This window comes from Pseudomonas atacamensis, assembly GCF_017167965.1.
Lineage (GTDB): Bacteria > Pseudomonadota > Gammaproteobacteria > Pseudomonadales > Pseudomonadaceae > Aquipseudomonas > Aquipseudomonas atacamensis.
Window position 1 is genome coordinate 2,602,504 of sequence record NZ_CP070503.1, and the last position, 22,614, is coordinate 2,625,117.

Consider the following 22,614-nt stretch of genomic DNA (forward strand, 5'->3'; position numbering starts at 1 on the left):
GGAGCGAGCCTGCTCGCGAAAGTGGTGTGTCAGCTACACATGCATCAGGCAAGGAAGCGCAATATCGGCGCACCATCGAACGGGTCCGTCAGATAGTGCGCCCTGACGCCGAAAGTCGTCTGTAATCGCTCCGGCGTCAGCACGTGCAGCGGCTCGCCCAATGCCACCAGACGCCCGCGCTCCAACACCGCCAGGCGATCACATTTGAGCGCCTGATTGAGATCGTGCAAGGCGATCAACGTAGTCACCGGCAGTGCGCGCACCACTTGCAGAATGCTCAACTGATGCTGGATGTCGAGGTGATTCGCCGGCTCGTCGAGCAGCAGGATCTGCGGGCGCTGCGCCAGTGCGCGGGCGATGTGCACGCGTTGGCGTTCACCGCCGGAGAGGCTGCGCCAGAGGCGGTTGCGCAGGTGCACGGCGTCGACGTCGACCAGCGCTTGCTCGACGATGGCTTCATCGGCCGGCGACCACGGTTGCAGCGCCGACAACCACGGCGTGCGCCCCAGCGCCACCGCGTCGAACACGCGAATGCCATCGTCGGTATCGGCCTGTTGCTCAACCACCGCGAGTGTCTGCGCGATGCTGCGCCGCGACATTTTGCCCAGCGCCTGACCTCCGAGCTGCACATGGCCCGCGCTCGGTTCACGCAAGCCGGCGAGCAGCTTCAGCAAAGTGGATTTCCCCGAACCGTTCGGCCCGACAATGCCGAGAGTCTCGTCGCGCTGAACGTCGAGGCTGACACCATTGAGCAACTCGGCACCGCGCACTTTGAAGCCCACACCCGCACAACTCAGAACCGTGTTCATCGCGCCGATCTCCGGCCCACCAGAATCAGCGCGAACACCGGCGCGCCGACCAGTGCGGTGATCACGCCGACCGGGATCACCTGACCCTTGATCAGGGTGCGCGACAGCACATCGGCGGCGATCAGAAACACCGCGCCGCCCAGCGCACTGGCGGGCAGAAGACGCGCATGGCCGGTGCCGAGCAACAACCGCGCGGCATGGGGAATCACCAGGCCGACAAAACCGATCGAGCCGACGATCGACACCATCACCGCCGTCACCAGCGCGGCGCAGCCAATCAACAGAATCTGCACACGGCGCACTGGAATGCCGAGGGATGCCGCCGAATCCGCGCCAAAGGTGAACGCATCCAGCGCCCGGCGATGCCACAGACAAACAACCAACCCCAACACCGCCACCGGCACCGCCAGCCACACCGACGGCCAGCGCACGCCGCCGAGATTGCCCAACAACCAGAACATGATCCCGCGCGCCTGTTCCGAGCTGGCCGAGCGGGTGATCAGAAACGCGGTGAGGGCGTTGAACAGCTGCGAGCCGGCAATCCCGGCCAGAATGATCTGCCCGGTGCCGCTGGCCGAGCCGCTGACCCGCGCCAACAGGATCACCAGCACGAACGCGGTCACCGCGCCGGCAAACGCACCGACCGACAATGAAATCGCCCCGGCGCCGACGCCAAGCAGGGCGACCATTACCGCTCCAGTCGAGGCACCCGCGGAAATCCCCAGCAGATACGGATCGGCCAACGGATTGCGCAGCAGCGATTGCAGAATCACCCCGGACGTCGCCAGGCCGGCGCCGCAGGCCGCCGCGACCAGCGCGCGGGTCAGGCGATAGTTCCAGACAATGCCTTCGTCGATCGGGTCGAGCACATAACCGGCGCCCCACAGCTTGTTGCCCAGCACCTGCAACACCACGCTCGGCTCGATTGAAGTCTCACCAATGGCCACGCCGCCGATCAGCGCGACCGACAGCGTCAACAGCACCAGCAGCAAACGGATCAGGCGTCTGCTCATGGCGACAGGTCGTAGCCGTTGATCGCGCTGGCCAGTTGTGCGAGGCCGTCGAAGGTGCGCAGGCTGGCCTGCATGGCCATGGCGTCGAGGATGATGATGCGGTTGTGCTTGACCGCGTCCATGTTGCGCGTCACCGGATCACTGCGCAGGAAGGCGAGTTTCTTCTGATAGTCGTCCGCCGGGAAACGTCGACGATCCATGCGCGCGATCACCAGAAATGTCGGGTTGGCCTTGGCGATGGTTTCCCAGCCGACGGTCGGCCATTCTTCATCCGACTCGACGACGTTGCGCACGCCGAGGGTGCTGAGCATGAAATCGGGAACGCCTTTGTGCCCGGCCACGAACGGCTCGATGTCCATCTCGGCGCTGGAGAACCACACCAGGGCGCTGACGTCTTTGCGCTGCTGCTTTTTCGCCGTGGCGATCGACTGCGCGAGGCTGGCTTTGAGCTGCTCATTGAGTTGCTCGCCACGCGCCTGCACATCGAAAATCGCCGCCAGTTGGCTCACGCTTTTGTAGATGCTGTCGATGCGAAACGGCGCCAGCCGCGTGCCGTCCGAACCGACGAGGTTGTCCTTGGCTTCGCAATCGGAGGGCAGCAGATAGGTAGGAATCTTCAGTTCATGAAACTGCTCGCGGGTGCCGACCGCGCCTTGCGGGCCGACCATCCATTCCAGCTCGACGGCAACCAGCTCCGGGCGTTTGGCGATCACCGCTTCGAAACTCGGCTCGTTGTCGGCGAGGCGCTCGATCCTGTCGTTCTGTACTTTGTATGTGCCCAGCACGTCATTGAACCACAGCGAGGTGCCGACGACCTTGTCGCCCAGACCCAAGGCGTAGAGCATTTCGGTGCCGGCCTGGCCGATGGTCACCGTGCGCGCAGGCGCGTGCTGAAAGGTCAGGCTGCTGCCACAGTTTTCCACGGTCAGCGGATACGCAGTCGGCGCCGCTTGCGCCAGGGCGCAAAGGCTCAGAGCGGTGAGCAGGGTGGCAACGCGGGGCAGCAGCATGGGGCAGTCTCCAGGGGAACCGTACGGGAGCGGGCGGGTACGGTTGGAAACACACCTCGTGCGCGGTCGTGGAAACTGCGCAAGGCCGGCATAGTGAAAACAAGCACGGCACGATGTCCTTCCCGGACACCCCGCCGGTTAGTCAGTCACTGTGCCGGCAGGTCTCCTGACTGATGCGTCATCGCCACGCTCCGGCCTTCCCGGGATTCACCCAGTGGCAGTCGAGGAGCAGGCTCGGCACCTACAGTTGCGGGGGCAGTTCCGATTGATGCTGTGCAAGCATTTCGGATTCCCTATTAATTCCGTGTGGAAACCGGCGGCGGCATGGTAGTCGATTTGCGCGGTGGAGGGGGAGGCGAATCTGCCACAGCGTCGATTTTGCCGTTGGCATTGCAATCGGCCGTATGCACTGATTAATATACGTTCCATATACACATCGTATCGGATTCATATATGGGCATCGTAAAAATTTCAGAGGACATGCACGAGAACCTGCGCATCTCCAGCAACGCCCTCAGCCGCTCGATCAACGCGCAGGCCGAGCACTGGATGCGCATCGGCATGCTCGCCGAGCTGCATCCCAAGCTCGACCACAGCGCCATTTGCCGCCTGCTGATCCGCGCCGAACAGAACGGCGGACTGGATCTGCAACAACTGACTCAGGAAGCCGTCAGCGCATGAGAAACCAGATCAAGATCAACACGCCGGCCGACATCGAAAAATCCCGCGCCGCCGGCAAACTCGCCGCTGAAGTGCTGGCAATGCTGGTGCCGCATGTGAAGGCCGGGGTGACCACCGATGAGCTGGACCGGTTGTGCAACGATTACATCGTCAATGTGCAGAAAGCCGTGCCGGCCAACGTCGGTTATCACGGCTTTCCGAAAACCGTCTGCGCGTCGGTCAATGACGTGGTGTGCCACGGGATTCCATCGGGTACGCCATTGAAAGACGGCGACATCGTCAACCTCGACATCGCCGTGATCAAGGATGGCTGGTTCGGTGATACCAGCCGCATGTATGTCGTGGGTGAGGCGAGCCCCGAGGCGCAGCACCTGATCAAGACCACTTACGACGCGATGTGCGCGGGCATTCGCGCAGTGAAACCGGGTGCAACGCTGGGCGATATCGGTTACGCGATCCAGAGCCTGGCGGAGGCGGAGGGCTTCAGCGTGGTACGCGAGTACTGCGGCCATGGCATCGGCAAGGTCTATCACGACGAACCGCAAATCCTGCATTACGGCTTTCCCAATCAAGGGCTGAAGCTCAAGGCCGGGATGATTTTCACCGTGGAACCGATGCTCAATGCCGGCAAACGCCATGTGAAGAACATGCCGGATGGCTGGACGGTGCTGACCAAGGATGGCTCGTTGTCGGCGCAGTGGGAGCATATGGTCGCGGTGACGGAGAGCGGGTTTGAAGTGCTGACGGCTTGGCCGGATGAGATTGAGGGTTTTGTCCCGATCCTCTGAGCACCGTGAAACCCTGTAGGAGCTGTCGAGTGAAACGAGGCTGCGATCTGTTAATCTTGTTTTTAACAGCAAGATCAAAAAATCGCAGCCTGCGGCAGCTCCAACAGGTGTCCTCAGTGAGCACCTGCTGCCTTGTTCAAATCGCTCTCGGTCCATTCGGTGTAAACACAAGCATCCGCCGTCGCCCAGCGCACTCGTACCGGATCGCCGGCCTTGAGTGGCATGCCCGCTGCCGACAGGGCTTTCACCGTCATCGACGTCCCGCCCGCAGTGACCACGCTGCACGTCTGGCTCTCACCGAGAAACAGCACCTCCACAACATTCGCCGATACCTCATTCCAGCCTGCCGCCAGCGGCTCATCCAGCGCCTGCTGCGTGCTCAGCGCCAAGGCCTTTTCCGGACGCACCATCAGCAGCACATCCTGATCAGTGTGCAACCCGGACGTCAGCCGAATCGACAACGACTGACCCTCGAAACTCGCTGCCGCATTGCCTTGTGCCTTGAGCTTGAGGAAGTTCGAATTGCCCAGAAACGACGCGACAAACGCATTCGGCGGATTCTGATAAAGGTCATACCCGCTGCCCAAGCCGACAATCTTGCCGTGGCTGAAAATCGCGATGCGTTGCGACAGCCGCATGGCTTCTTCCTGGTCGTGGGTCACGTAAACGATGGTGATACCCAGGCGCCGGTGCAGCTGGCGCAGTTCATCCTGCAAGTCCTCGCGCAGCTTCTTGTCCAGCGCGCCCAGCGGTTCGTCCATCAGCAGGATGCGTGGCTCGTAAACCAGCGCCCGGGCGATGGCGACACGTTGTTGCTGACCGCCGGACAGTTGCGAAGGGCGGCGATGGGCGAACTGTTCGAGCTGCACCAGCTTCAACATCGCATCGACGCGTTTTTCGCGCTCGGCCGTCGCCAGTTTGCGAATGGCCAGAGGGAAGGCGATGTTGTCGCGCACCGACAGATGCGGGAACAGCGAATAGCGCTGGAAGACCATGCCGATGTCACGCTTGTGCGGCGGCACGTTGACCAGCGACTGGCCGTTGACGAGGATCTCGCCGCTGCTCGGTGTTTCGAACCCGGCGAGCATCGACAGCGTGGTGCTTTTGCCCGAGCCGCTGGAGCCGAGGAAGGTGAGGAATTCGCCGTCCTTGATGTCCAGCGAGATGTTATCGACGGCAGCAAAATCGCCGTAGTGCTTGTTCAGGTTGCGCAGGCTGACCAGGGGTTTGTCGTTCTGCTGGGATGCGTCTTTGATCACGGCACTCATGTCGTACTCCTGGGCGCTCAGGCGCTGATTTCGTTGCGCCGGCGCAGGGCGGCGGCGATCACCATGACCAATACCGACAGGCCGATCAGCAGCGTCGAAGCGACGGCGATCACCGGGGTCAGGTCCTGGCGCAGGGTGGTCCACATTTTCACGGGAAGGGTTTGCAGAGTCGGGCTTGCCATCATCACGCTGAGCACCACTTCGTCCCACGAGACGAGGAAGGCGAAGAGGGCGCCGGCGACCATGCCCGGGCGGATCGCCGGAAACGTCACCTTGAACACCGCTTGCAAGCGCGAGGCACCGCAGATTACCGCCGCGTCTTCAATCGACTGATCGAACAGCTTCAGCGAGTTGATGATCGAGATGATGGTAAATGGCAGCGCGACGATCACATGGCTGACGACGAAGGCGAACATGGTCCCGGTATAGCCGAGCTTGAGAAACAGCGCGTACACCGCCACGGCGATGATCACCAGCGGCACGATCATCGGCAGGGTGAACAGGCCGTAGAGCATCTCGCGGCCGGGAAAGCGCCCGCGCACCAGCGCAAACGCGGTCGGCAGACCGAGGGCCACGGCGCAGATCGTAGTCAGCACGGCGACCTTGAGGCTGGCGGCAGCGGCGTTCATCCAGTCGGGATTGGAGAAGAACTGGCCGTACCATTTCAGCGTCCAGCCCGGTGGCGGGAACACCAGCCACTGCGAGGAGCCGAACGACAGCAGGACGATGAACACGATCGGCAACAGCAGGAACAGACCGATCAGCCCAGTCGTAGCGTAGAGGCCGAAACGCATGCGCCGGCTCATGGCATTGGGGGTCAGGAGCATGTCGGCTTACCTCGCGTTACTGGCGCCAACCGGGGATTCCGGTTGAAGCTTCAGGTAGAAGTAGAACAGCACCAGGGTGATTGCGATCAACAACGCGGCGCCGGCACTGGCCAGGCCCCAGTTGAGGAACGATTGCACCTGCTGAATGATGAACTCCGGCAGCATCATGTTCTGCGCCCCGCCCAGCAAAGCGGGGGTGACGTAGTAACCGAGCGACATCACGAACACCATCAAACCGCCGGACGCCAGACCCGGCCGGCACAGCGGCAGGAACACCCGGAAGAAGTTGGTCCACGGACTGGCACCGCAGATCGAGCCGGCCTGCAGGATCATCGGGTCGATGGCCTGCATGGTCGCCTGCAACGGCAGCACGATGAACGGGATCATGATGTAGCTCATGCCGATCACCACGCCCGTGAGGTTGTGCACCATCTCCAGCGGTTGATCGATGATGCCCAGCGCCATCAGCGCCTTGTTGATCACGCCCGAGGCTTGCAGCAACACCAGCCACGAATAGGTGCGGGCAAGCAGGCTGGTCCACATCGACAGCAGCACGATGTTGAGGATCCAGCGCCCCCAGCCGCGCGGCACCAGGGTGATCGCCCAAGCCAGCGGAAAGCCCAGCAGCAGGCTGAACAGCGTCACCAGCCCGGCCACCGAAAAGGTGTTGAGCAGCACTCGCGCATAAGCCGAGTTGGCGAACAACTGTTCGTAGTTGCCAAGGCCAGGTACAGGTTCCAGCACACCGCGCAGCAGCAGGCCAATCAACGGCGCCAGAAAGAACAGGCCGAGGAACAGCAGCGCCGGGACGAGGTTGCCGGCGCCGCGCCAGCGTTGCTTGAAAGCCGAACCGGCAGCGCCGGCGGCGCTCCCGGTGGCAGTGGAAGGACGGGGCGCAGTGGCCGCGATTTTCATTTGACCAGCCATTCGTTCCACCGTGTCGCGATAGCCGGACCGTTCTTGGCCCAGTAAGCGAAATCAAGGGTGATCTGATCCTTGGCGTAAGCCGTCGGCAGGTTGGGGGCCAGCGTCGAATCCAGACGCTCCACACTGTCGAGGTTAACCGGAGCGTAGGCGGTCAGGTTGGAGAAGTCGGCCTGGCCTTTGGCGCTGCTGGCATTGGCGAGGAACTTCATCGCCGCGTCCTTGTTTTTCGAGCCTTTGGGAATGACCAGAATGTCGGCCATGACCAGGTTCTGCTTCCAGCTCACGCCGACCGGTGCGCCGTCTTCCTGCAAGGCGTGCACACGGCCATTCCAGAACTGGCCCATGCTCGCTTCGCCGGACGCCAGCAGTTGCTGCGACTGCGCGCCGCCGCCCCACCAGACGATGTCTTTCTTGATGGTGTCGAGTTTCTTGAAGGCGCGATCCAGATCCAGCGGGTAGAGCTTGTCAGCCGCAACGCCGTCGGCCAGCAGCGCGAGTTCGAGCACGCCGGGGCTTGGCCATTTGTACAGGGCGCGTTTGCCCGGGTAGGTCTTGGTGTCGAACAGCGCGCTCCAGTCCTGCGGCTTGTTGGCGCCGAGCTTGCCTTCGTTGTAGCCGAGGACAAAGGAGAAGAAGAACGAACCGACACCGTGATCGTTGACGAAGCGCGGATCGATCTTGTCGCGCTGGATCACTTTGAAGTCGAGGGGTTCGAGCAGGCCTTCGGCAGCGGCGCGCAGGGCAAAATCGGCTTCGACATCGACCACGTCCCACTGCACGTTGCCGCTTTCGACCATGGCCTTGAGTTTGCCGTAGTCGGTCGGCCCGTCTTGAACGACGGTGATGCCGCTGGCCTTGCTGAACGGATCGGCCCAGGCCTGTTTCTGCGCATCCTGGGTGCTACCGCCCCAGCTGACAAAATTCACGCTTTCGGCAGCCATTGCAGCCTGGCCGGTAACGCTGAGCAGTCCCGCGAAAAAGATCGCGGTTGCAGCTTTGTTCAACACCATGTTCACGCCCTCATTGTTGTGTTTTTGAGCGGGCCTTGCGTTGTTGCCCGCCTGTCGGGAGCAGTAGCTGGACGGTTTTTCGGTTCGTCCGGTCTATGGAATATCATATTATGGTATTCCAAACTTTGTGCAAGCACTTTGCCTTACCGGTTATCTGGCGGATCTGTCTTTCCGGTCTTCATCCAAATGTGTAGCGAATGAAACTGTGGCGAGGGGATTTATCCCCGTTGGGCTGCGGAGCAGCCCTGAAAGCGGGACATGCGATATTTCTGGCGGATCGCGTTGGCAGGAATCGGGGCCGCTTCGCAGCCCGACGGGGATAAATCCCCTCGCCACAGGGGAGTATCGATAACAGGGTCATTCGGTGAACGGAATGCTCTCAACCACCTCAAGGTCATACCCGGTCAACCCCGCATACTTCAGCGGCGGACCGAGGTGGCGCAGCTTGCCAACCCCAAGGTTCTGCAGAATCTGCGCCCCCGTCCCGACCTCGGAATAAATCCGCGATTGTGAACGGCTGAACTGCCGAGGCGGCTGGGTCAGCTGCGGCACGCGCTCGAGCAACGCCTGCGACGATTCATGATTGGCCAGCACCACCACAACCCCATGACCTTCCGCCGCGACCCGTTGCAGCGCCGCCCACAGCGTCCAGTTCGTCGGTCCGCTGTACTCGGCGCCGACCAGGTCGCGCAGCGGATCGATCACGTGCACGCGCACCAGTGTCGGCTCTTCACGACGCAAGTCGCCCATGACCATCGCCATGTGCACGCCGCCTTCGATGCGATCTTCGAAGGTGATCAAACGGAACGTGCCATGCACCGTCGGCAGCTCACGTTCGCCGATGCGTTCGATAGTGTGCTCGGTGCTCAGGCGGTAGTGGATCAGGTCGGCAATGGTGCCGATCTTGATCCCGTGCTTGCGCGCGAACTGCTCCAGATCCGGGCGGCGGGCCATGGTGCCGTCGTCGTTCATCACTTCGACGATCACCGAGGCCGGGGTGAAACCGGCCAGACGCGCCAGATCGCAACCGGCCTCGGTGTGCCCGGCGCGAGTCAGCACGCCACCTTCCTTGGCGCGCAACGGGAAGATGTGGCCGGGCTGCACCAGGTCTTCGGCGCGGGCATTCGGCGCGACCGCGGCGGCAACGGTGCAGGCCCGGTCGGCGGCAGAAATGCCGGTAGTCACGCCAACCGCCGCTTCGATCGACACGGTAAATGCAGTGCTGAACACGCTGCCGTTGGCGGGTACCATTTGCTCCAGGCCCAGACGCTGGCAATGTTCGTCGGTCAGGGTCAGGCAGATCAGCCCGCGTGCCTCGCGGGCCATGAAGCTGATAGCCTCCGGTGTGCAACGATCAGCGGCCAGCAGCAGGTCGCCTTCGTTCTCGCGGTCTTCGTCATCGACCAGCAGGACCATTTTGCCGAGGCGATAATCTTCGATGATTTCTTCGATGCTGTTGAAGGCCATGCTGGACTCTCAGGGTTCGTTGGAAATATATTGGTATACCATAATACAAAATCAACAAAGAGGTCACTATGAAGGCGTACTGGATTGCACATGTGGATATAGCCGATGCCGAGCACTACAGCCAATACACCCAGCGCACCCCGCAGGCGATTGCCGCATTCGGTGGCAAGTTTCTCGCCAGAGGCGGGCGCAGCGAAGCGATGGAAGGACGGCAGACGCCGCAGCGCACAGTGATCATTGAGTTCGAGAGCTACGAAACAGCCGTGGCGTGCTACCGCTCGGCGGCGTATCAGGAGGCGAAAAGTTATCGCGAAGATTGGGCGAGAGCGGAGATCATCATCGTTGAAGGCATCAACCCAATTTAAGCCACACTGATGATCGTTCCCACGCTCCGCGTGGGAATGCAGCCCGGGACGCTCTGCGTCCCTTTCAAAGCCGAACGCGGAGCGTCCGAAGAGGCATTCCCACGCGGAGCGTGGGAACGATCAGGGGACAGGTGATTTTTAGCGCATGAAATGGATCTTGCCGCTGTCATCATTGCCCATGTAAATCCCGTAAACCCCAGCCTGGCGCTCTTCGATATAGCGCTCGAGAATCTGCCGGATCGCCGGGTAGTAGATCTGCTCCCACGGAATCTCTTCCGGGGCGAAGAACTTGTAATCCATGGTCTCCGGCCCGTACTGCCCGGTGATCTCCAGGGCGATGGCGCGGAATATGATGTACACCTCGCTGATTTTCGGCACGCTGAAGATCGAATACGGCGAGACGATTTCCGCGCGCACGCCGCTTTCTTCCCAGACTTCGCGCAGCGCCGCCTGCTCGGTGGTCTCACCGCTTTCCATGAAACCGGCCGGCAGCGTCCAGGTGCCGGGGCGTGGTGGGATCGCCCGTTGGCACAAGAGGTATTTGCCGTCCTGCTCGATGATGCAGCCGGCAATGATCTTCGGATTGACGTAGTGGATGTAGCCGCAGCCGCGGCACATCAGGCGCTCGTGCGTATCACCCGGCGGCGTCTGCTGACCGAGGTCAGGGCCACCGCATTTCGGGCAAAAGCTCGGGCTGAACATGTCATTGACCTATACGGGGTTCTTTCAGCGCGATCGGCAGGGTGATCGCCGGGGTGCCTTTGACGGCGACGCCGGTTTCTTCCTGCTTGCGCTTGAGGTAATCGAGGGCCACGGCAGCCGCAGCGCGGACGTGATCTACGCACGCCTGATGCGCCGCCAGCGGATCGCCGCTCTTGATCGCCTCGACCATTTTTTCCATCTCGTGATTACTCGCGCCGCGTCGGTTTTCCTGCGACACCGAAGTGGCCCGCAAGTAACTGATGCGCGCCTGCAACTGGCGCAGCTGGGTGGCGGCGACATGGTTGCCCGAGCCTTCGAGCAGCACGTCGTAGAAGCCCTGCACCGAGTCGATGACCTGTTGCAGCTCGCCGTCCTTGAGCGCCTTGCGGTTGTCGTCGAGGGCTTTTTCCAGGGCCTTGATGTCCTTGGCTTTGGCACGCAGGGTGAACAACTGCACGATCAAGCCTTCGAGCACGCAACGCAGTTCGTAGATATCGACGGCGTCGTCGAGGGTGATGATGGCTACGCGCGGGCCTTTGGCATCGGCGAATTCGACGAGACCTTCGGATTCGAGGTGACGCAAGGCTTCGCGCACCGAAGTGCGGCTGACACCGAGGCGATCGCACAGGTCGCGTTCGACCAGACGATCACCTGGCATGAGCTGGAAATTCATGATCGCGCTACGCAGTTTGTCCAGCACGATTTCGCGCAGGGTAACGGGGTTGCGATTGACCTTGAAGCTGTCGTCGAGTGGCTGGCGTTTCATGGGGTCCGCTCTTGAGCTTGGCTGTCCATGCCAGACGGGCATCAAAACAGCCGAGGGTTAACTGGAGGCCTCGGCGTCGGCTTCGGCAAAGGCTTCACGAGCCAGCCGGAAACTGTCCACGGCCGCCGGAACGCCGCAATAAATGCCGACCTGAAGCAGAATTTCGCGTATTTGCTCACGACTCAGGCCGTTACGCAAGGCGCCACGCACATGCAGCTTGAGTTCATGCGGGCGGTTGAGCGCCGAGATCATTGCCAGGTTGATCATGCTGCGCTCCTTGAGCGACAGACCCTCACGCCCCCAGACATGGCCCCAGCAGTATTCAGTGACCATTTCCTGCAGCGGACGGGTGAAGTCGTCGGCGTTCTCGATCGAGCGCTGAACATAGGCTTCGCCCAATACCTGGGTGCGGATTTTCAGACCTTTTTCATACTTCTCGTTACTCATTTCTTTCGCCTCACCTCAATCCTGTGGGAGCTGGCTTGCCAGCGATAGCGGTAGTTCAGTCAGCATTGATGTTGAATGTTCCGTCGCCATCGCTGGCAAGCCAGCTCCCACAGGGTTTTGTATTGTTCTCAAACAAGGGGCGGCAACGCACCGAGCTTGCCCTTGTGATAAATCATCGGCGTCACCGGTTGCTCGGGCAGGATCAGGTTCTTCACTGCGCCGACAATGATCGCGTGATCGCCGCCGTCGTATTCACGCCACAACTCACACTCGATGATCGCCGTGGCCTTGGCCAGAATCGGGTTGCCCAGATCGCTCAGGTGCCACTCGATGCCCTTGGCCTTTTCCTTGCCCTTGCCGGCGAACGCGTAGGCTTCGGCGGTTTGCTCGGCGGAGAGCAAATGGATGGCGAATTTCTTGCTGTCGCGCAGCACCGGGTAGGTGTCGGACGCATAGTTGGGGCAGAACAGCACCAACGCCGGGTCGATCGACAGCGCGCTGAACGCGCTGGCGGTGATACCGACGATGCCGCCGTCCGGGTCGAGGGTGGTGACCACCGTGACGCCGGACGGAAACGAGCTCATGACGTCTTTGTAAATGCCGGGTTCGATCATTTCGCAGGACTCCTAGCGCATCACAAACGGATCAGGCATTGGCGCCTGGGAGAGGTTGATCCACACCGTTTTCAGTTCGGTGTAGGCCAGCACCGAGTCGATGCCGCTTTCGCGTCCATAGCCACTGTTCTTGAAGCCGCCGATCGGCGCCATCGCCGACACTGCGCGGTAAGTGTTGACCCAGATGATCCCCGAGCGCACATCGCGCGCCAGACGATGGGCGCGGCCGAGGTCACGGGTCCAGATGCCGGCAGCGAGGCCGAACTGCGAGTCGTTGGCGATCGCCAGCGCTTCGGCTTCGTCTTTGAAACGAATCACCGAAGCCACCGGGCCGAAGACTTCTTCCTGCATGATCTTCATCGAATTGCGGTCGCATTCGAACAGCGTCGGCTCGTAGAACCAGCCTTCGCCAAGATCCGCCGGACGCTTGCCACCGGTGCGCAAACGCGCGCCTTCGGCGATCGCATCGGCGACCAGACCTTCGACCACCGCCAGTTGCTGCGCGGTGGCCATCGGCCCCATTTCACTGTTGTCTTCCTGTGGGTTGCCGATGCGGATGCGCTGGGCGCGCTCGACCAGACGATTGACGAATTCGTCGTAGATTTCGTCCTGCACCAGCAAGCGCGAACCAGACACGCAACTCTGCCCGGACGCCGCGTAGATCCCGGCAATCGCACCGTTGATCGCGCTGTCCAGGTCGGCGTCGGCGAAGATGATATTCGGCGACTTGCCGCCCAGCTCCAGCGACAGCTTGGCGAAGTTCTCGGCGCTGCTGCGCACCACATGCCGTGCCGTGGCCGCGCCGCCGGTGAAGGCGATCTTGCGGATCAGCGGATGACGGGTGAGGGCGGCGCCGGTGCTCGGGCCGTAGCCGGTAACGACGTTGACCACGCCCGGCGGAATCCCGGCTTCGAGGGCCAGACGCGCCAGCTCGAGAATGGTCGCCGAGGCGTGCTCGGACGGCTTGATCACAATCGTGTTGCCGGCGGCCAGGGCCGGGGCCAGTTTGATCGCGGTCAGGTACAGCGGGCTGTTCCATGGAATGATCGCGGCGACCACACCCATGGCTTCATGCACGGTGTAGGCAAACAGGTCAGGCTTGTCCAACGGCAGGGTGCCGCCTTCAAGCTTGTCAGCGAGGCCTGCGGTATAGTGGAAGAACTCCGGCAGATAGCTGACCTGGCCACGGGTTTCGCGGATCAGCTTGCCGTTGTCGCGGCTTTCCAGCTGCGCGAGGTGTTCCTTGTTTTCTGCGATCAGATCACCGAGGCGGCGCAGCAGTTTGCCCCGCGCAGTGGCGGTCAGGCCGCGCCACGCCGGGCTGTCGAAGGCATTTTGCGCTGCTTGCACGGCGCGTTCGACGTCCGCTTCATCGGCGTCGGGCAGTTCCGCCCAGGCTTGCGCGGAGGCCGGGTTGAGGCTTTCGAAGGTCTTGCCGGAGAGGGCGTCGACCCAGTCTCCGCCGATGCACATCTGGAAGCGTGCGAGTGTCATGCAACGATCCCCTTTATATGGTTTTGTCGGGCGTGTGCGAATTGGAGAAATTCCAGCAGCATCTGGTTGACCAGACGCGGCGACTCTACCGGCATCATATGCCGTTGCTCGGGCAGCACGGCAACCTTCGCGCCGGGGATGCGCCGGGCCAGTTGCTCGGCCATTTCCGGCGTCGAGCCGGGGTCGAGTTCGCCGGTAGCGATCAGCGTCGGCGCCTGAATGCTGCTCAGGTCGTCGGCGCGGTACATGTCCTGGGTGGCGAACAATTCGTAGGTGGTCAGATAGCCCTGCGGATCGTTGTTGGCCAGAGTCTGGCGCAACGCGGCGATCTGCGCCGGGTTGGCCGCCTGATATTCACGGCTGAACCAGCGCGACAACGCCGCTTCGGCATTGGCGTCCGGGCCGTGTTCGGCAGCCTGCGCAGTGCGCGCGATGACACCGGCACGCTGTTCTTCGCTGCGGTTGAACACGCTGTTCAACACCACCAGGCTTTGCAGGCGCTCCGGGTAGTGCAGGGCGAAGGCCCTCGCGACCAGACCGCCCATGGAGAAACCGATCACCGCTGCCTGGGGCAGATTGAGGTGATCGAGCAGCTCGAGCAACTGATCGGCGTAACCGAGCAGGTCGGTGCCGCTGGCCGGGCGCGGGCTGGCGCCGTGGCCGAGCATGTCGTAGGCGATCACCTGGTACTGGCTGGCGAGGCCGACAATCTGCCCGCCCCACATTTCTTTGTTCAGGCCCACGCCGTGGATCAATACCACGGGCTGGCCTTGGCCGGTCGCCAGGTAACTGGTGCCAGCCGGGGTGAGTTCAGCGGTGAGCCGAATCATGGAGCGCTCCTGCAATGCCTTTTTATTGTGATTACTGGGCTTTTTCGGCAGCCAGTTCTTCCAGATCGATGTAGCGGTTGCCGATGCGCGGGTGCAGGCGGCCACCGTCGGCGCAACCGAGCACGACGACGATTTCGTCAGCACGCGGCGCGTCTTCGATCTGCATTTCCAGGGTGATGTAGTGCGAACGCAGGCCTTCGTCGTCCTTGTGCATCATCGGGATCTGAATCGAAGTGCCAGGGCCGCCGCGCTTGTTGGTGAAGCTCAGGTAGCTCTTGGCTTTCACTGCTTCGCGATAGTGATTACCGAAGCGCAGGGTGTGGATCACCGCCGACGCGTGCTCGATCTCGCCATCAGCGCCGACGACCGCCGCTTTGCCGTAGGCCTCGATCTTCTCGGCACCGCCGATGATCCCGACCAGACGCTCGACCATCATTGCGCCGAGGTCGGAGCAGTTGGCGCGGATCTGCGGCTTGAGGTCTTCGACAAAACCGTTGCCCACCCACGGGTTCTTCATCACCACGGCGAGGCCGACCATGGTCACCGGCTTGTCAGTAGCCTTGTCGCCTTCAATGAAGGTTTCTTCGACATAGCTGACGATCTTGCGAATTTCGAAACTCATGAGCTGCTCCGTTGGAGGATTGAGAATGTCTGTGCGTCTGATGGTATACCATAATACCGATCCTGCAAGTCCCCCTGACGAGATTTGCCTCATCACCCCGGCGAATGGTCATGTATTCAAATTCCCAAGCTACCGCCAACCCCTGTGGGAGCGAGCTTGCTCGCGAAGAGGCCCCTCCAGTCGACATCTTCATTGCCAGACCCGGCGCTTTCGCGAGCAAGCTCGCTCCCACAGGGGAATTCCTTGGTTACAGAGGGCCGCTTTCGGTTAACAAAAGATAACGCGGCGCCGATTGTCAGACATTTGCAAAGCCCGATAGGATGAGCCAGCTTCCGAAGGGGCTCTGGATTGCGGGTTTCAGGACTATGCTTCTGAAACGCCAGTAGCTGAGCACCCTTGCGGCGCCCTTGAAGGCCCGATGGCCCAACAATAATAAATAGGGGAAGGTCTATGAGTCGTTGCCGCCCGCCGGCGTTACGCAACACCGCGTTGCTGGCCACAGCACTCTCGCTGCTGGGCTTCGCCACGTTATCGGCACCTGTGATTGCCGCCGAGGCCCCGGCTGACGTGGTCTATGCCACTGAATCGGCCAAGGCCGCGAAAAGCCTGATTCTTGATGTCGTCCACGCTGGCGCGCGTCTGGTCGCGGTCGGCGATCGCGGGCACATCGTCTATTCCGATGACCAGGGCAAAACCTGGACCCAGGCCAAGGTGCCAACCCGGCAACTGCTCACCGCCGTGTATTTCGTCGACGACAAAAACGGTTGGGCCGTGGGCCACGACGCACAGATTCTCGCCAGCGCAGACGGCGGTCTGACCTGGACCAAACAATTCGAAGACCTCGCACGCGAATCGCCGCTGCTCGACGTCTGGTTCAAGGACGCCAGCAGCGGCTTTGCCGTGGGCGCCTACGGCACGCTGCTGGAAACCACCGACGGCGGCAAGCACTGGGAAGACGTCAGCGATCGCCTCGACAACGAAGACCAGTTCCACCTCAACGCCATCGCCGCCGTGAAAGACGCCGGGCTGTTTATCGTCGGCGAGTCCGGCAGCATGTTCCGCTCCGCCGATGACGGCCAGACCTGGGAAAAGCTTGAAGGCCCGTACGAAGGTTCACTGTTCGGCGTGATCGGCACGGCGCAGCCGCAGACCCTGCTGGCTTACGGCTTGCGCGGCAATCTTTATCGCTCCACTGATTTCGGCAGCAACTGGGAGCAGGTCGAACTCAAAGCTGCACGCGGTGCGCTGGAGTTCGGCCTGTCCGGCGGCACGCTGCTGGAAGACGGCTCGATCGTCATCGTCGGTAACGGCGGCTCGGTGATCAGCAGCAGCGACAACGGCGAAACCTTCAGCGTGTTCAACCGCCCGGATCGCATTTCGCTGTCGTCGGTCACCGCCGCCGGCAACGGCAACCTGATTCTGACCGGGCAGGGTGGTTTGCACATCACCCAGCCAAACGGTGCCGAGACCAATAACAAGAAGGCGGGGCTATGACTTCCTTGATCACTCCTCAGCAGGAAAAGGCGACGGTTCTCGAGCGCCTGATCTTCAATAACCGTCCGGCCGTGATCCTGATCTGCCTGGTGGTGAGCATTTTCCTGTTCTGGCAGGCCACGCTGATTCGGCCGTCGACCAGTTTTGAAAAAATGATCCCGCTGCAGCATCCCTTCATCGAAAAGATGATGGAGCACCGCAACGATCTGGCGAACCTGGGCAACACCGTGCGTATTTCGGTGGAGGCCACCGACGGCGACATCTTCTCCAAGGAGTACATGGAGACCCTGCGCCAGATCAACGACGAAGTGTTCTACATTTCCGGCGTCGACCGTTCCGGCCTCAAATCGCTGTGGAGCCCGAGCGTACGCTGGACCGAAGTGACCGAAGAGGGTTTCGCCGGCGGTGAAGTGATTCCGCAGAGCTACAATGGCTCGCAGGACAGCCTCGATCTGCTGCGCAACAACGTGCTCAAGTCCGGCCAGGTCGGGCGTCTGGTGGCCAACGACTTCAAGTCGAGCATCGTCGACATCCCGCTGCTCGAGGCCTATCCGGACCCGCAGGATCAGGGCAAGTTGCTGGCGCTGGACTATCGCCAGTTCTCCCATGAGCTCGAAGACAAGATCCGCAACAAGTTCGAAGCGCAGAACCCCAACATCAAGATCCACATCGTCGGTTTCGCCAAGAAGGTCGGTGACCTGATCGACGGTCTGGTGATGGTGGTGCTGTTCTTCGGTGTCGCCTTCGTCATCACCCTGATTCTGCTGCTGTGGTTCACCAACTGCCTGCGCAGCACCATCGCGGTGTTGAGCACAACGCTGGTGGCGGTGGTCTGGCAGCTCGGGTTGATGCACTTCCTCGGCTTCGGGCTCGACCCGTATTCGATGCTGGTGCCGTTCCTGATTTTCGCCATCGGCATTTCCCACGGCGTGCAGAAGATCAACGGTATCGCCCTGCAATCCAGCGAGGCCGATAACGCCCTGACCGCTGCACGACGCACCTTCCGCCAGTTGTTCCTGCCGGGGATGATCGCGATTCTGGCCGATGCGGTGGGTTTCATCACCCTGTTGATCATCGACATCGGGGTGATCCGTGAACTGGCGATCGGCGCGTCTATCGGCGTTGCGGTGATCGTGTTCACCAACCTGATCCTGCTGCCAGTGGCGATTTCCTATGTCGGCATCAGCAAGCGCGCGATTGCCAAGAGCAAGAAAGATGCGAACCGTGAGCACCCGTTCTGGCGCCTGCTGTCGAACTTCGCCAGCCCGAAAGTCGCGCCGATTTCGGTAGCCTTGGCCCTGATCGCTTTCGGTGGCGGCCTCTGGTATAGCCAGAACCTGAAGATCGGCGACCTCGACCAGGGCGCGCCGGAACTGCGTCCGGACTCGCGCTATAACAAGGACAACAACTTCATCATCAGCAACTACTCGACCAGCTCCGACGTGCTGGTGGTGATGGTCAAGACCAAAGCCGAAGGCTGCTCGCGCTACGAAGCCATGGCGCCGATCGATCAGCTGATGTGGAAGATGCAGAACACCGAGGGCGTACAGTCGGCGATCTCGCTGGTGACCGTGTCCAAGCAGATGATCAAGGGCATGAACGAGGGCAACCTGAAATGGGAAACCCTGTCGCGCAACCCGGACGTACTGAACAACTCGATCGCCCGCGCCGATGGCCTGTACAACAACAGCTGCTCGCTGGCACCGGTACTGGTGTTCCTTAACGATCACAAAGCTGAAACCCTCGATCGTGCTGTCAACGCGGTGCAGGAGTTCGCCAAGGAAAACAACAAGGACGGCCTGGAATTCATCCTCGCTGCCGGTAACGCCGGGATCGAAGCGGCCACCAACGAAGTCATCAAACAGGCTGAGCTGACCATCCTGATTCTGGTGTACATCTGCGTGGCAGTGATGTGCATGATCACCTTCCGCTCATGGGCAGCGACCCTGTGCATCGTCTTGCCGCTGGTGCTCACCTCGGTGCTCGGCAACGCGCTGATGGCGTTCATGGGCATCGGCGTGAAAGTCGCGACGCTGCCGGTGGTGGCGTTGGGTGTGGGGATCGGCGTGGATTACGGCATCTACATCTACAGCCGCCTCGAAAGTTTCCTGCGTGCCGGGCTGCCGTTGCAGGAAGCCTATTACCAGACCCTGAAGTCGACCGGTAAAGCGGTGCTGTTCACCGGCCTGTGCCTGGCGATCGGCGTGTGCACCTGGATCTTCTCGGCGATCAAGTTCCAGGCCGACATGGGCCTGATGCTGACCTTCATGCTGCTGTGGAACATGTTCGGCGCGCTGTGGCTGCTGCCGGCGCTGGCCAAGTTCCTGATCAAGCCTGAGAAGCTGGCGGGGCAGAAGGGCAATTCGCTGTTTGCTCATTGATCTGAAAGCCTGAAACGACAAAGCCGCAACCTTGAGGGGTTGCGGCTTTTTTTGTGCTTCAAGATCAAGAGCCCCTCACCCTAGCCCTCTCCCGGAGGGAGAGGGGACTGACCGCGGTGTCTCTCGCCATACACCGACCTGAAAGATCGAGTCGATTATGGATTCAAAGCAAATCACTGGACCTGCAATACCAAGCGATGTTGGATTCAGCGCAAATCGTTCAAGTCGGCGTAAATTTCAAATATCCCCCAATCGGTCCCCTCTACCTCTGGGAGAGGACTAGGGTGAGGGCAAGCGATCTCAAGCCCTAAGAAAGCTCTGCGCCAAGCACAACACTCAACGCACTACGCGCATCATCCAGCTGCACCAGCGTCGCATGCCGGGCGCCCAGGGCATCGCGGTTCTCGATGGCGGTCAGAATCGCCTTGTGCCTGGGCAACGCCAGTTCATGCAGATTCGGCCGCTGATTGGAATGCTTCAACGCCTCGGCAATTGCTACCGCCAACATGTTGCACAGGTTCGCCAGCAGGTCATTGTGCGTCGCATCGGCGATGCGGCTGTGGAAGTCCAGGTCCGGTTGCAACAGCGCTTCCGGGGTCGGCGCGGCTTCCATGCGTTGGTAGGCTTCGTTGATCGCGGCGATGTCGGCATCGGTTGCATGCTGAGCGGCGAGGGCGGCCGCTGCCGGTTCGATGATGCTGCGCACGCTGGTCAGGACGTTGAAGAATTCATTCTGCGGGCTGCTCTGCATCAGCCAGTGCAGCACGTCCGGGTCGAGCATGTGCCATTCGCGGCGCGCCTTGACCACGGTGCCGACGCGCGGTTTGGAATACACCAGACCCTTGGCCACCAGCACTCGGGTGGCCTCGCGCAACACCGGCCGACTGACCGCGTACTCCTCGCAAAGCAGGGCTTCGGCGGGCAGTTTGTCGTCGGGCAAAAAGCGTCCGGAGACGATCTGCATGCCCAGTTCCTGGACGATGCGCGAGTGCATGCTTTTACGGTCGGAAGGTTTGCGGTAATCCATGGGGAGTGGCGCGATCCTGAGCGATGGAGATGCCGCGCATCATAGCAGGCACGGCACAATCTTGAGGTAGGCAATGATCGTTCCCACGCTCTGCGTGGGAATGCCTCAAGGGACGCTCCGCGTTCCAGCTCTGAAAGGGACGCGGAGCGTCCCGGGCTGCATTCCCACGCGGAGCGTGGGAACGATCAGTGGGGTGTCAATGAGAGTGGCGCGGAACCTCGGCACCTCGGCAGCCAACCAGGAAGTCAAAGTCGCAACCCTGATCCGCCTGCAGCACGTGATCGATGTACAGCTGACGATAACCGCCCACCAGCAATTGCTGCGGTGCTTGCAGATCGGCCATGCGTGCGGCCAGTTCAGCATCCGGAATGTCCAGATGCAAACGGCCGCTTGCGCAATCGAGTTCGATCCAGTCGCCTTCCTTTACTGCCGCCAAAGGCCCGCCGGCTGCGGCTTCCGGGGCGACGTGCAAAACCACCGTGCCGTACGCGGTGCCGCTCATGCGTGCGTCAGAAATGCGCACCATGTCGGTCACGCCTTCTGCCAGCAGCTTGGCCGGCAGGCCCATGTTGCCGACTTCGGCCATGCCCGGATAACCCTTCGGCCCGCAGTTCTTCATCACCAGAATCGAATCCTTATCGACGTCCAGCTCCGGATCGTTGATCCGGGCCTTGTACATGTCGAAGTTCTCGAACACCACCGCACGCCCGCGATGCTGCATCAGTTCAGCAGTGGCGGCGGACGGCTTGAGCACCGCGCCCAACGGCGCCAGATTGCCACGCAACACGCAGATGCCACCGTTGGCGCGAATCGGATTGTCGAGGGTGCGGATCACTTGGTCTTCGCCGTAGATCGGCGCGTCCTTGGTGTTTTCGCCGATGGACTTGCCGTTGACCGTCAGTGCATTCGGGTTGGGGATCAGATTGGCTTCACCGAGGCGACGCAGTACCGCTGGCAAGCCACCGGCGTAGTAGAACTCTTCCATCAGGAAACGCCCGGACGGTTGCAGGTCGACGATGGTCGGCATGCCGCGACCGATGCGGGTCCAGTCGTCCAGGTCCAGCTCGACGCCGATGCGTCCGGCGATGGCTTTCAAGTGGATCACGGCGTTGGTCGAACCGCCGATGGCAGCGTTGACACGAATAGCGTTTTCGAAGGCCTCCTTGGTGAGGATCTTCGACAATTTCAGGTCTTCACGCACCATCTCCACCGCACGCATGCCGGACATGTGCGCCAGCACGTAACGGCGCGCATCCACAGCCGGAATCGCCGCGTTGTGCGGCAGCGAAGTGCCCAGCGCTTCAGCCATACAGGCCATGGTCGACGCGGTGCCCATGGTGTTGCAGGTGCCCGCCGAACGCGACATGCCGCCCTCGGCTGCGAGGAAGTCATCGATGGTGATGGTGCCGGCCTTGACCTGTTCGCTGAGCTGCCAGACCACGGTCCCAGAGCCGATATCCTTGCCTTTGTGCTTGCCGTTGAGCATCGGGCCGCCGGTGACGACGATGGCCGGCACGTCGCAACTGGCCGCGCCCATCAGCAGTGCTGGAGTGGTTTTGTCGCAACCGGTGAGCAGCACGACGCCGTCGATCGGGTTGCCGCGAATCGCTTCTTCAACGTCCATGCTCGCCAGGTTGCGGGTGAGCATGGCGGTCGGGCGCAGGTTCGATTCGCCATTGGAGAACACCGGGAATTCCACCGGAAAACCACCGGCCTCGATCACCCCGCGTTTGACGTGCTCCGCGATCTGGCGGAAGTGCGCGTTGCACGGGGTCAGTTCCGACCAGGTGTTGCAAATGCCGATGATCGGCTTGCCGTGGAACTGATGGTCGGCGATGCCCTGATTCTTCATCCAGCTGCGGTACATGAAGCCGTTCTTGTCGGCCGTGCCAAACCATTGGGCGGAGCGCAGGGTGGGTTTCTTATCAGACATGATCGATTCTCTTATTGTAAGACTATTGTTTGCGAGCTGACGCTTAATCTAAGCTCAAAATCCGCGCTTTGGAAGAGTTGTTGGGTAATTAGTATTACTATATAGTCGTTTTCGACGGTGGGATGGCCTTGGCTGGTTT

The 22,614-nt window shown here is 61.3% G+C and carries 22 protein-coding genes and 1 riboswitch; of the genes, 5 read left to right on the top strand and 17 right to left on the bottom strand.

What is annotated here, in order from left to right; translation table 11 throughout:
• Positions 1–44 precede the first annotated feature (44 nt).
• From JWU58_RS11965 to JWU58_RS11975, 3 genes are read right to left on the bottom strand one after another with little or no spacing between them, the layout of a single operon-like run.
• Complete coding sequence (locus JWU58_RS11965) at positions 45–809, bottom strand: ABC transporter ATP-binding protein (protein WP_206422025.1); 765 nt, start codon at positions 807–809, stop codon at positions 45–47.
• Positions 806–1,822, bottom strand: a complete 1,017-nt coding sequence (locus tag JWU58_RS11970; RefSeq protein WP_241196158.1) for a FecCD family ABC transporter permease — start codon at positions 1,820–1,822, stop codon at positions 806–808. The genes JWU58_RS11965 and JWU58_RS11970 overlap by 4 nt, the downstream gene beginning before the upstream one ends.
• Positions 1,819–2,832, bottom strand: coding sequence for an ABC transporter substrate-binding protein (locus JWU58_RS11975; RefSeq protein ID WP_206422026.1), 1,014 nt, complete (start codon positions 2,830–2,832; stop codon positions 1,819–1,821). The genes JWU58_RS11970 and JWU58_RS11975 overlap by 4 nt, the downstream gene beginning before the upstream one ends.
• Before the next feature lie 139 nt (positions 2,833–2,971).
• Positions 2,972–3,165, bottom strand: a riboswitch (cobalamin riboswitch).
• Between the two features lie 120 nt (positions 3,166–3,285).
• Between JWU58_RS11975 and JWU58_RS11980 the strand changes: the two genes are divergently transcribed.
• Positions 3,286–3,513 (top strand): ParD-like family protein, encoded by a 228-nt coding sequence (locus tag JWU58_RS11980; RefSeq protein ID WP_123442271.1) that lies wholly within the window; start codon positions 3,286–3,288, stop codon positions 3,511–3,513.
• Positions 3,510–4,301, top strand: a complete 792-nt coding sequence (gene map, locus JWU58_RS11985; protein WP_206422027.1) for a type I methionyl aminopeptidase — start codon at positions 3,510–3,512, stop codon at positions 4,299–4,301. Before JWU58_RS11980 ends, map begins: the two co-directional genes overlap by 4 nt.
• A gap of 113 nt (positions 4,302–4,414) precedes the next feature.
• Here the strand turns inward: map and JWU58_RS11990 are convergent, their stop codons facing one another.
• From JWU58_RS11990 to ribBA, 5 genes are all read right to left on the bottom strand, one after another.
• Entirely contained in the window at positions 4,415–5,569 is a 1,155-nt protein-coding gene (locus JWU58_RS11990) for an ABC transporter ATP-binding protein (RefSeq protein ID WP_206422028.1), read from the bottom strand.
• Between the two features lie 17 nt (positions 5,570–5,586).
• Positions 5,587–6,396 carry an ABC transporter permease gene (locus JWU58_RS11995; protein WP_007918021.1) on the bottom strand — a complete coding sequence of 270 codons (810 nt, stop codon included), beginning with the start codon at positions 6,394–6,396 and terminating at the stop codon, positions 5,587–5,589.
• 6 nt (positions 6,397–6,402) lie between these two features.
• Positions 6,403–7,311 carry an ABC transporter permease gene (locus tag JWU58_RS12000; RefSeq protein WP_024013193.1) on the bottom strand — a complete coding sequence of 303 codons (909 nt, stop codon included), beginning with the start codon at positions 7,309–7,311 and terminating at the stop codon, positions 6,403–6,405.
• Entirely contained in the window at positions 7,308–8,333 is a 1,026-nt protein-coding gene (locus tag JWU58_RS12005; protein ID WP_039763888.1) for an ABC transporter substrate-binding protein, read from the bottom strand. The genes JWU58_RS12000 and JWU58_RS12005 overlap by 4 nt, the downstream gene beginning before the upstream one ends.
• Positions 8,334–8,690: 357 nt before the next feature.
• Positions 8,691–9,800 carry a bifunctional 3,4-dihydroxy-2-butanone-4-phosphate synthase/GTP cyclohydrolase II gene (gene ribBA, locus JWU58_RS12010; RefSeq protein WP_016775017.1) on the bottom strand — a complete coding sequence of 370 codons (1,110 nt, stop codon included), beginning with the start codon at positions 9,798–9,800 and terminating at the stop codon, positions 8,691–8,693.
• Positions 9,801–9,868: 68 nt separating this feature from the next.
• Between ribBA and JWU58_RS12015 the strand changes: the two genes are divergently transcribed.
• Positions 9,869–10,165, top strand: a complete 297-nt coding sequence (locus JWU58_RS12015) for a DUF1330 domain-containing protein (protein WP_122751614.1) — start codon at positions 9,869–9,871, stop codon at positions 10,163–10,165.
• A 138-nt stretch (positions 10,166–10,303) separates the two neighbouring features.
• Here the strand turns inward: JWU58_RS12015 and JWU58_RS12020 are convergent, their stop codons facing one another.
• The 7 genes from JWU58_RS12020 to JWU58_RS12050 form a co-directional block, all read right to left on the bottom strand.
• Complete coding sequence (locus JWU58_RS12020) at positions 10,304–10,867, bottom strand: NUDIX hydrolase (RefSeq protein ID WP_024013191.1); 564 nt, start codon at positions 10,865–10,867, stop codon at positions 10,304–10,306.
• 1 nt (position 10,868) lies between these two features.
• On the bottom strand, positions 10,869–11,633 hold the full coding sequence (locus tag JWU58_RS12025; protein WP_016775014.1) for a GntR family transcriptional regulator: 765 nt from the start codon (positions 11,631–11,633) through the stop codon (positions 10,869–10,871).
• 57 nt (positions 11,634–11,690) lie between these two features.
• Entirely contained in the window at positions 11,691–12,080 is a 390-nt protein-coding gene (locus tag JWU58_RS12030) for a carboxymuconolactone decarboxylase family protein (protein WP_007968634.1), read from the bottom strand.
• A gap of 128 nt (positions 12,081–12,208) precedes the next feature.
• Positions 12,209–12,694 carry a flavin reductase family protein gene (locus JWU58_RS12035; RefSeq protein WP_076562509.1) on the bottom strand — a complete coding sequence of 162 codons (486 nt, stop codon included), beginning with the start codon at positions 12,692–12,694 and terminating at the stop codon, positions 12,209–12,211.
• Between the two features lie 12 nt (positions 12,695–12,706).
• Positions 12,707–14,188, bottom strand: coding sequence for an aldehyde dehydrogenase (locus JWU58_RS12040; RefSeq protein ID WP_024013188.1), 1,482 nt, complete (start codon positions 14,186–14,188; stop codon positions 12,707–12,709).
• Positions 14,185–15,018 (bottom strand): alpha/beta fold hydrolase, encoded by an 834-nt coding sequence (locus tag JWU58_RS12045; RefSeq protein WP_071172700.1) that lies wholly within the window; start codon positions 15,016–15,018, stop codon positions 14,185–14,187. The genes JWU58_RS12040 and JWU58_RS12045 overlap by 4 nt, the downstream gene beginning before the upstream one ends.
• Before the next feature lie 31 nt (positions 15,019–15,049).
• The gene (locus JWU58_RS12050; protein ID WP_136492518.1) at positions 15,050–15,640 is read right to left on the bottom strand and encodes an amino acid synthesis family protein; all 591 of its coding nucleotides are present in this window, start codon (positions 15,638–15,640) and stop codon (positions 15,050–15,052) included.
• A gap of 450 nt (positions 15,641–16,090) precedes the next feature.
• On the opposite strand from JWU58_RS12050, the gene JWU58_RS12055 reads away from it, so the two are divergent.
• Positions 16,091–17,134 carry a WD40/YVTN/BNR-like repeat-containing protein gene (locus JWU58_RS12055; RefSeq protein ID WP_016775010.1) on the top strand — a complete coding sequence of 348 codons (1,044 nt, stop codon included), beginning with the start codon at positions 16,091–16,093 and terminating at the stop codon, positions 17,132–17,134.
• Positions 17,131–19,515: an efflux RND transporter permease subunit gene (locus JWU58_RS12060; protein ID WP_206422029.1), complete on the top strand. Its 2,385-nt coding sequence runs from the start codon at positions 17,131–17,133 to the stop codon at positions 19,513–19,515. Before JWU58_RS12055 ends, JWU58_RS12060 begins: the two co-directional genes overlap by 4 nt.
• Positions 19,516–19,822: 307 nt before the next feature.
• Here the strand turns inward: JWU58_RS12060 and JWU58_RS12065 are convergent, their stop codons facing one another.
• Entirely contained in the window at positions 19,823–20,542 is a 720-nt protein-coding gene (locus tag JWU58_RS12065; RefSeq protein ID WP_024013185.1) for a FadR/GntR family transcriptional regulator, read from the bottom strand.
• 196 nt (positions 20,543–20,738) lie between these two features.
• Positions 20,739–22,475: an IlvD/Edd family dehydratase gene (locus tag JWU58_RS12070; protein ID WP_206422030.1), complete on the bottom strand. Its 1,737-nt coding sequence runs from the start codon at positions 22,473–22,475 to the stop codon at positions 20,739–20,741.
• Between the last annotated feature and the right edge of the window lie 139 nt (positions 22,476–22,614).

What these genes read in the sequence shown, in the direction of transcription:
- JWU58_RS11965 (WP_206422025.1), bottom strand. Translation starts at nt 809, where the DNA reads ATGAACACGGTTCTGAGTTGTGCGGGTGTGGGCTTCAAAGTGCGCGGT.
- JWU58_RS11970 (WP_241196158.1), bottom strand. Translation starts at nt 1,822, where the DNA reads ATGAGCAGACGCCTGATCCGTTTGCTGCTGGTGCTGTTGACGCTGTCG.
- JWU58_RS11975 (WP_206422026.1), bottom strand. Translation starts at nt 2,832, where the DNA reads ATGCTGCTGCCCCGCGTTGCCACCCTGCTCACCGCTCTGAGCCTTTGC.
- JWU58_RS11980 (WP_123442271.1), top strand. Translation starts at nt 3,286, where the DNA reads ATGGGCATCGTAAAAATTTCAGAGGACATGCACGAGAACCTGCGCATC.
- map (WP_206422027.1), top strand. Translation starts at nt 3,510, where the DNA reads ATGAGAAACCAGATCAAGATCAACACGCCGGCCGACATCGAAAAATCC.
- JWU58_RS11990 (WP_206422028.1), bottom strand. Translation starts at nt 5,569, where the DNA reads ATGAGTGCCGTGATCAAAGACGCATCCCAGCAGAACGACAAACCCCTG.
- JWU58_RS11995 (WP_007918021.1), bottom strand. Translation starts at nt 6,396, where the DNA reads ATGCTCCTGACCCCCAATGCCATGAGCCGGCGCATGCGTTTCGGCCTC.
- JWU58_RS12000 (WP_024013193.1), bottom strand. Translation starts at nt 7,311, where the DNA reads ATGAAAATCGCGGCCACTGCGCCCCGTCCTTCCACTGCCACCGGGAGC.
- JWU58_RS12005 (WP_039763888.1), bottom strand. Translation starts at nt 8,333, where the DNA reads ATGGTGTTGAACAAAGCTGCAACCGCGATCTTTTTCGCGGGACTGCTC.
- ribBA (WP_016775017.1), bottom strand. Translation starts at nt 9,800, where the DNA reads ATGGCCTTCAACAGCATCGAAGAAATCATCGAAGATTATCGCCTCGGC.
- JWU58_RS12015 (WP_122751614.1), top strand. Translation starts at nt 9,869, where the DNA reads ATGAAGGCGTACTGGATTGCACATGTGGATATAGCCGATGCCGAGCAC.
- JWU58_RS12020 (WP_024013191.1), bottom strand. Translation starts at nt 10,867, where the DNA reads ATGTTCAGCCCGAGCTTTTGCCCGAAATGCGGTGGCCCTGACCTCGGT.
- JWU58_RS12025 (WP_016775014.1), bottom strand. Translation starts at nt 11,633, where the DNA reads ATGAAACGCCAGCCACTCGACGACAGCTTCAAGGTCAATCGCAACCCC.
- JWU58_RS12030 (WP_007968634.1), bottom strand. Translation starts at nt 12,080, where the DNA reads ATGAGTAACGAGAAGTATGAAAAAGGTCTGAAAATCCGCACCCAGGTA.
- JWU58_RS12035 (WP_076562509.1), bottom strand. Translation starts at nt 12,694, where the DNA reads ATGATCGAACCCGGCATTTACAAAGACGTCATGAGCTCGTTTCCGTCC.
- JWU58_RS12040 (WP_024013188.1), bottom strand. Translation starts at nt 14,188, where the DNA reads ATGACACTCGCACGCTTCCAGATGTGCATCGGCGGAGACTGGGTCGAC.
- JWU58_RS12045 (WP_071172700.1), bottom strand. Translation starts at nt 15,018, where the DNA reads ATGATTCGGCTCACCGCTGAACTCACCCCGGCTGGCACCAGTTACCTG.
- JWU58_RS12050 (WP_136492518.1), bottom strand. Translation starts at nt 15,640, where the DNA reads ATGAGTTTCGAAATTCGCAAGATCGTCAGCTATGTCGAAGAAACCTTC.
- JWU58_RS12055 (WP_016775010.1), top strand. Translation starts at nt 16,091, where the DNA reads ATGAGTCGTTGCCGCCCGCCGGCGTTACGCAACACCGCGTTGCTGGCC.
- JWU58_RS12060 (WP_206422029.1), top strand. Translation starts at nt 17,131, where the DNA reads ATGACTTCCTTGATCACTCCTCAGCAGGAAAAGGCGACGGTTCTCGAG.
- JWU58_RS12065 (WP_024013185.1), bottom strand. Translation starts at nt 20,542, where the DNA reads ATGGATTACCGCAAACCTTCCGACCGTAAAAGCATGCACTCGCGCATC.
- JWU58_RS12070 (WP_206422030.1), bottom strand. Translation starts at nt 22,475, where the DNA reads ATGTCTGATAAGAAACCCACCCTGCGCTCCGCCCAATGGTTTGGCACG.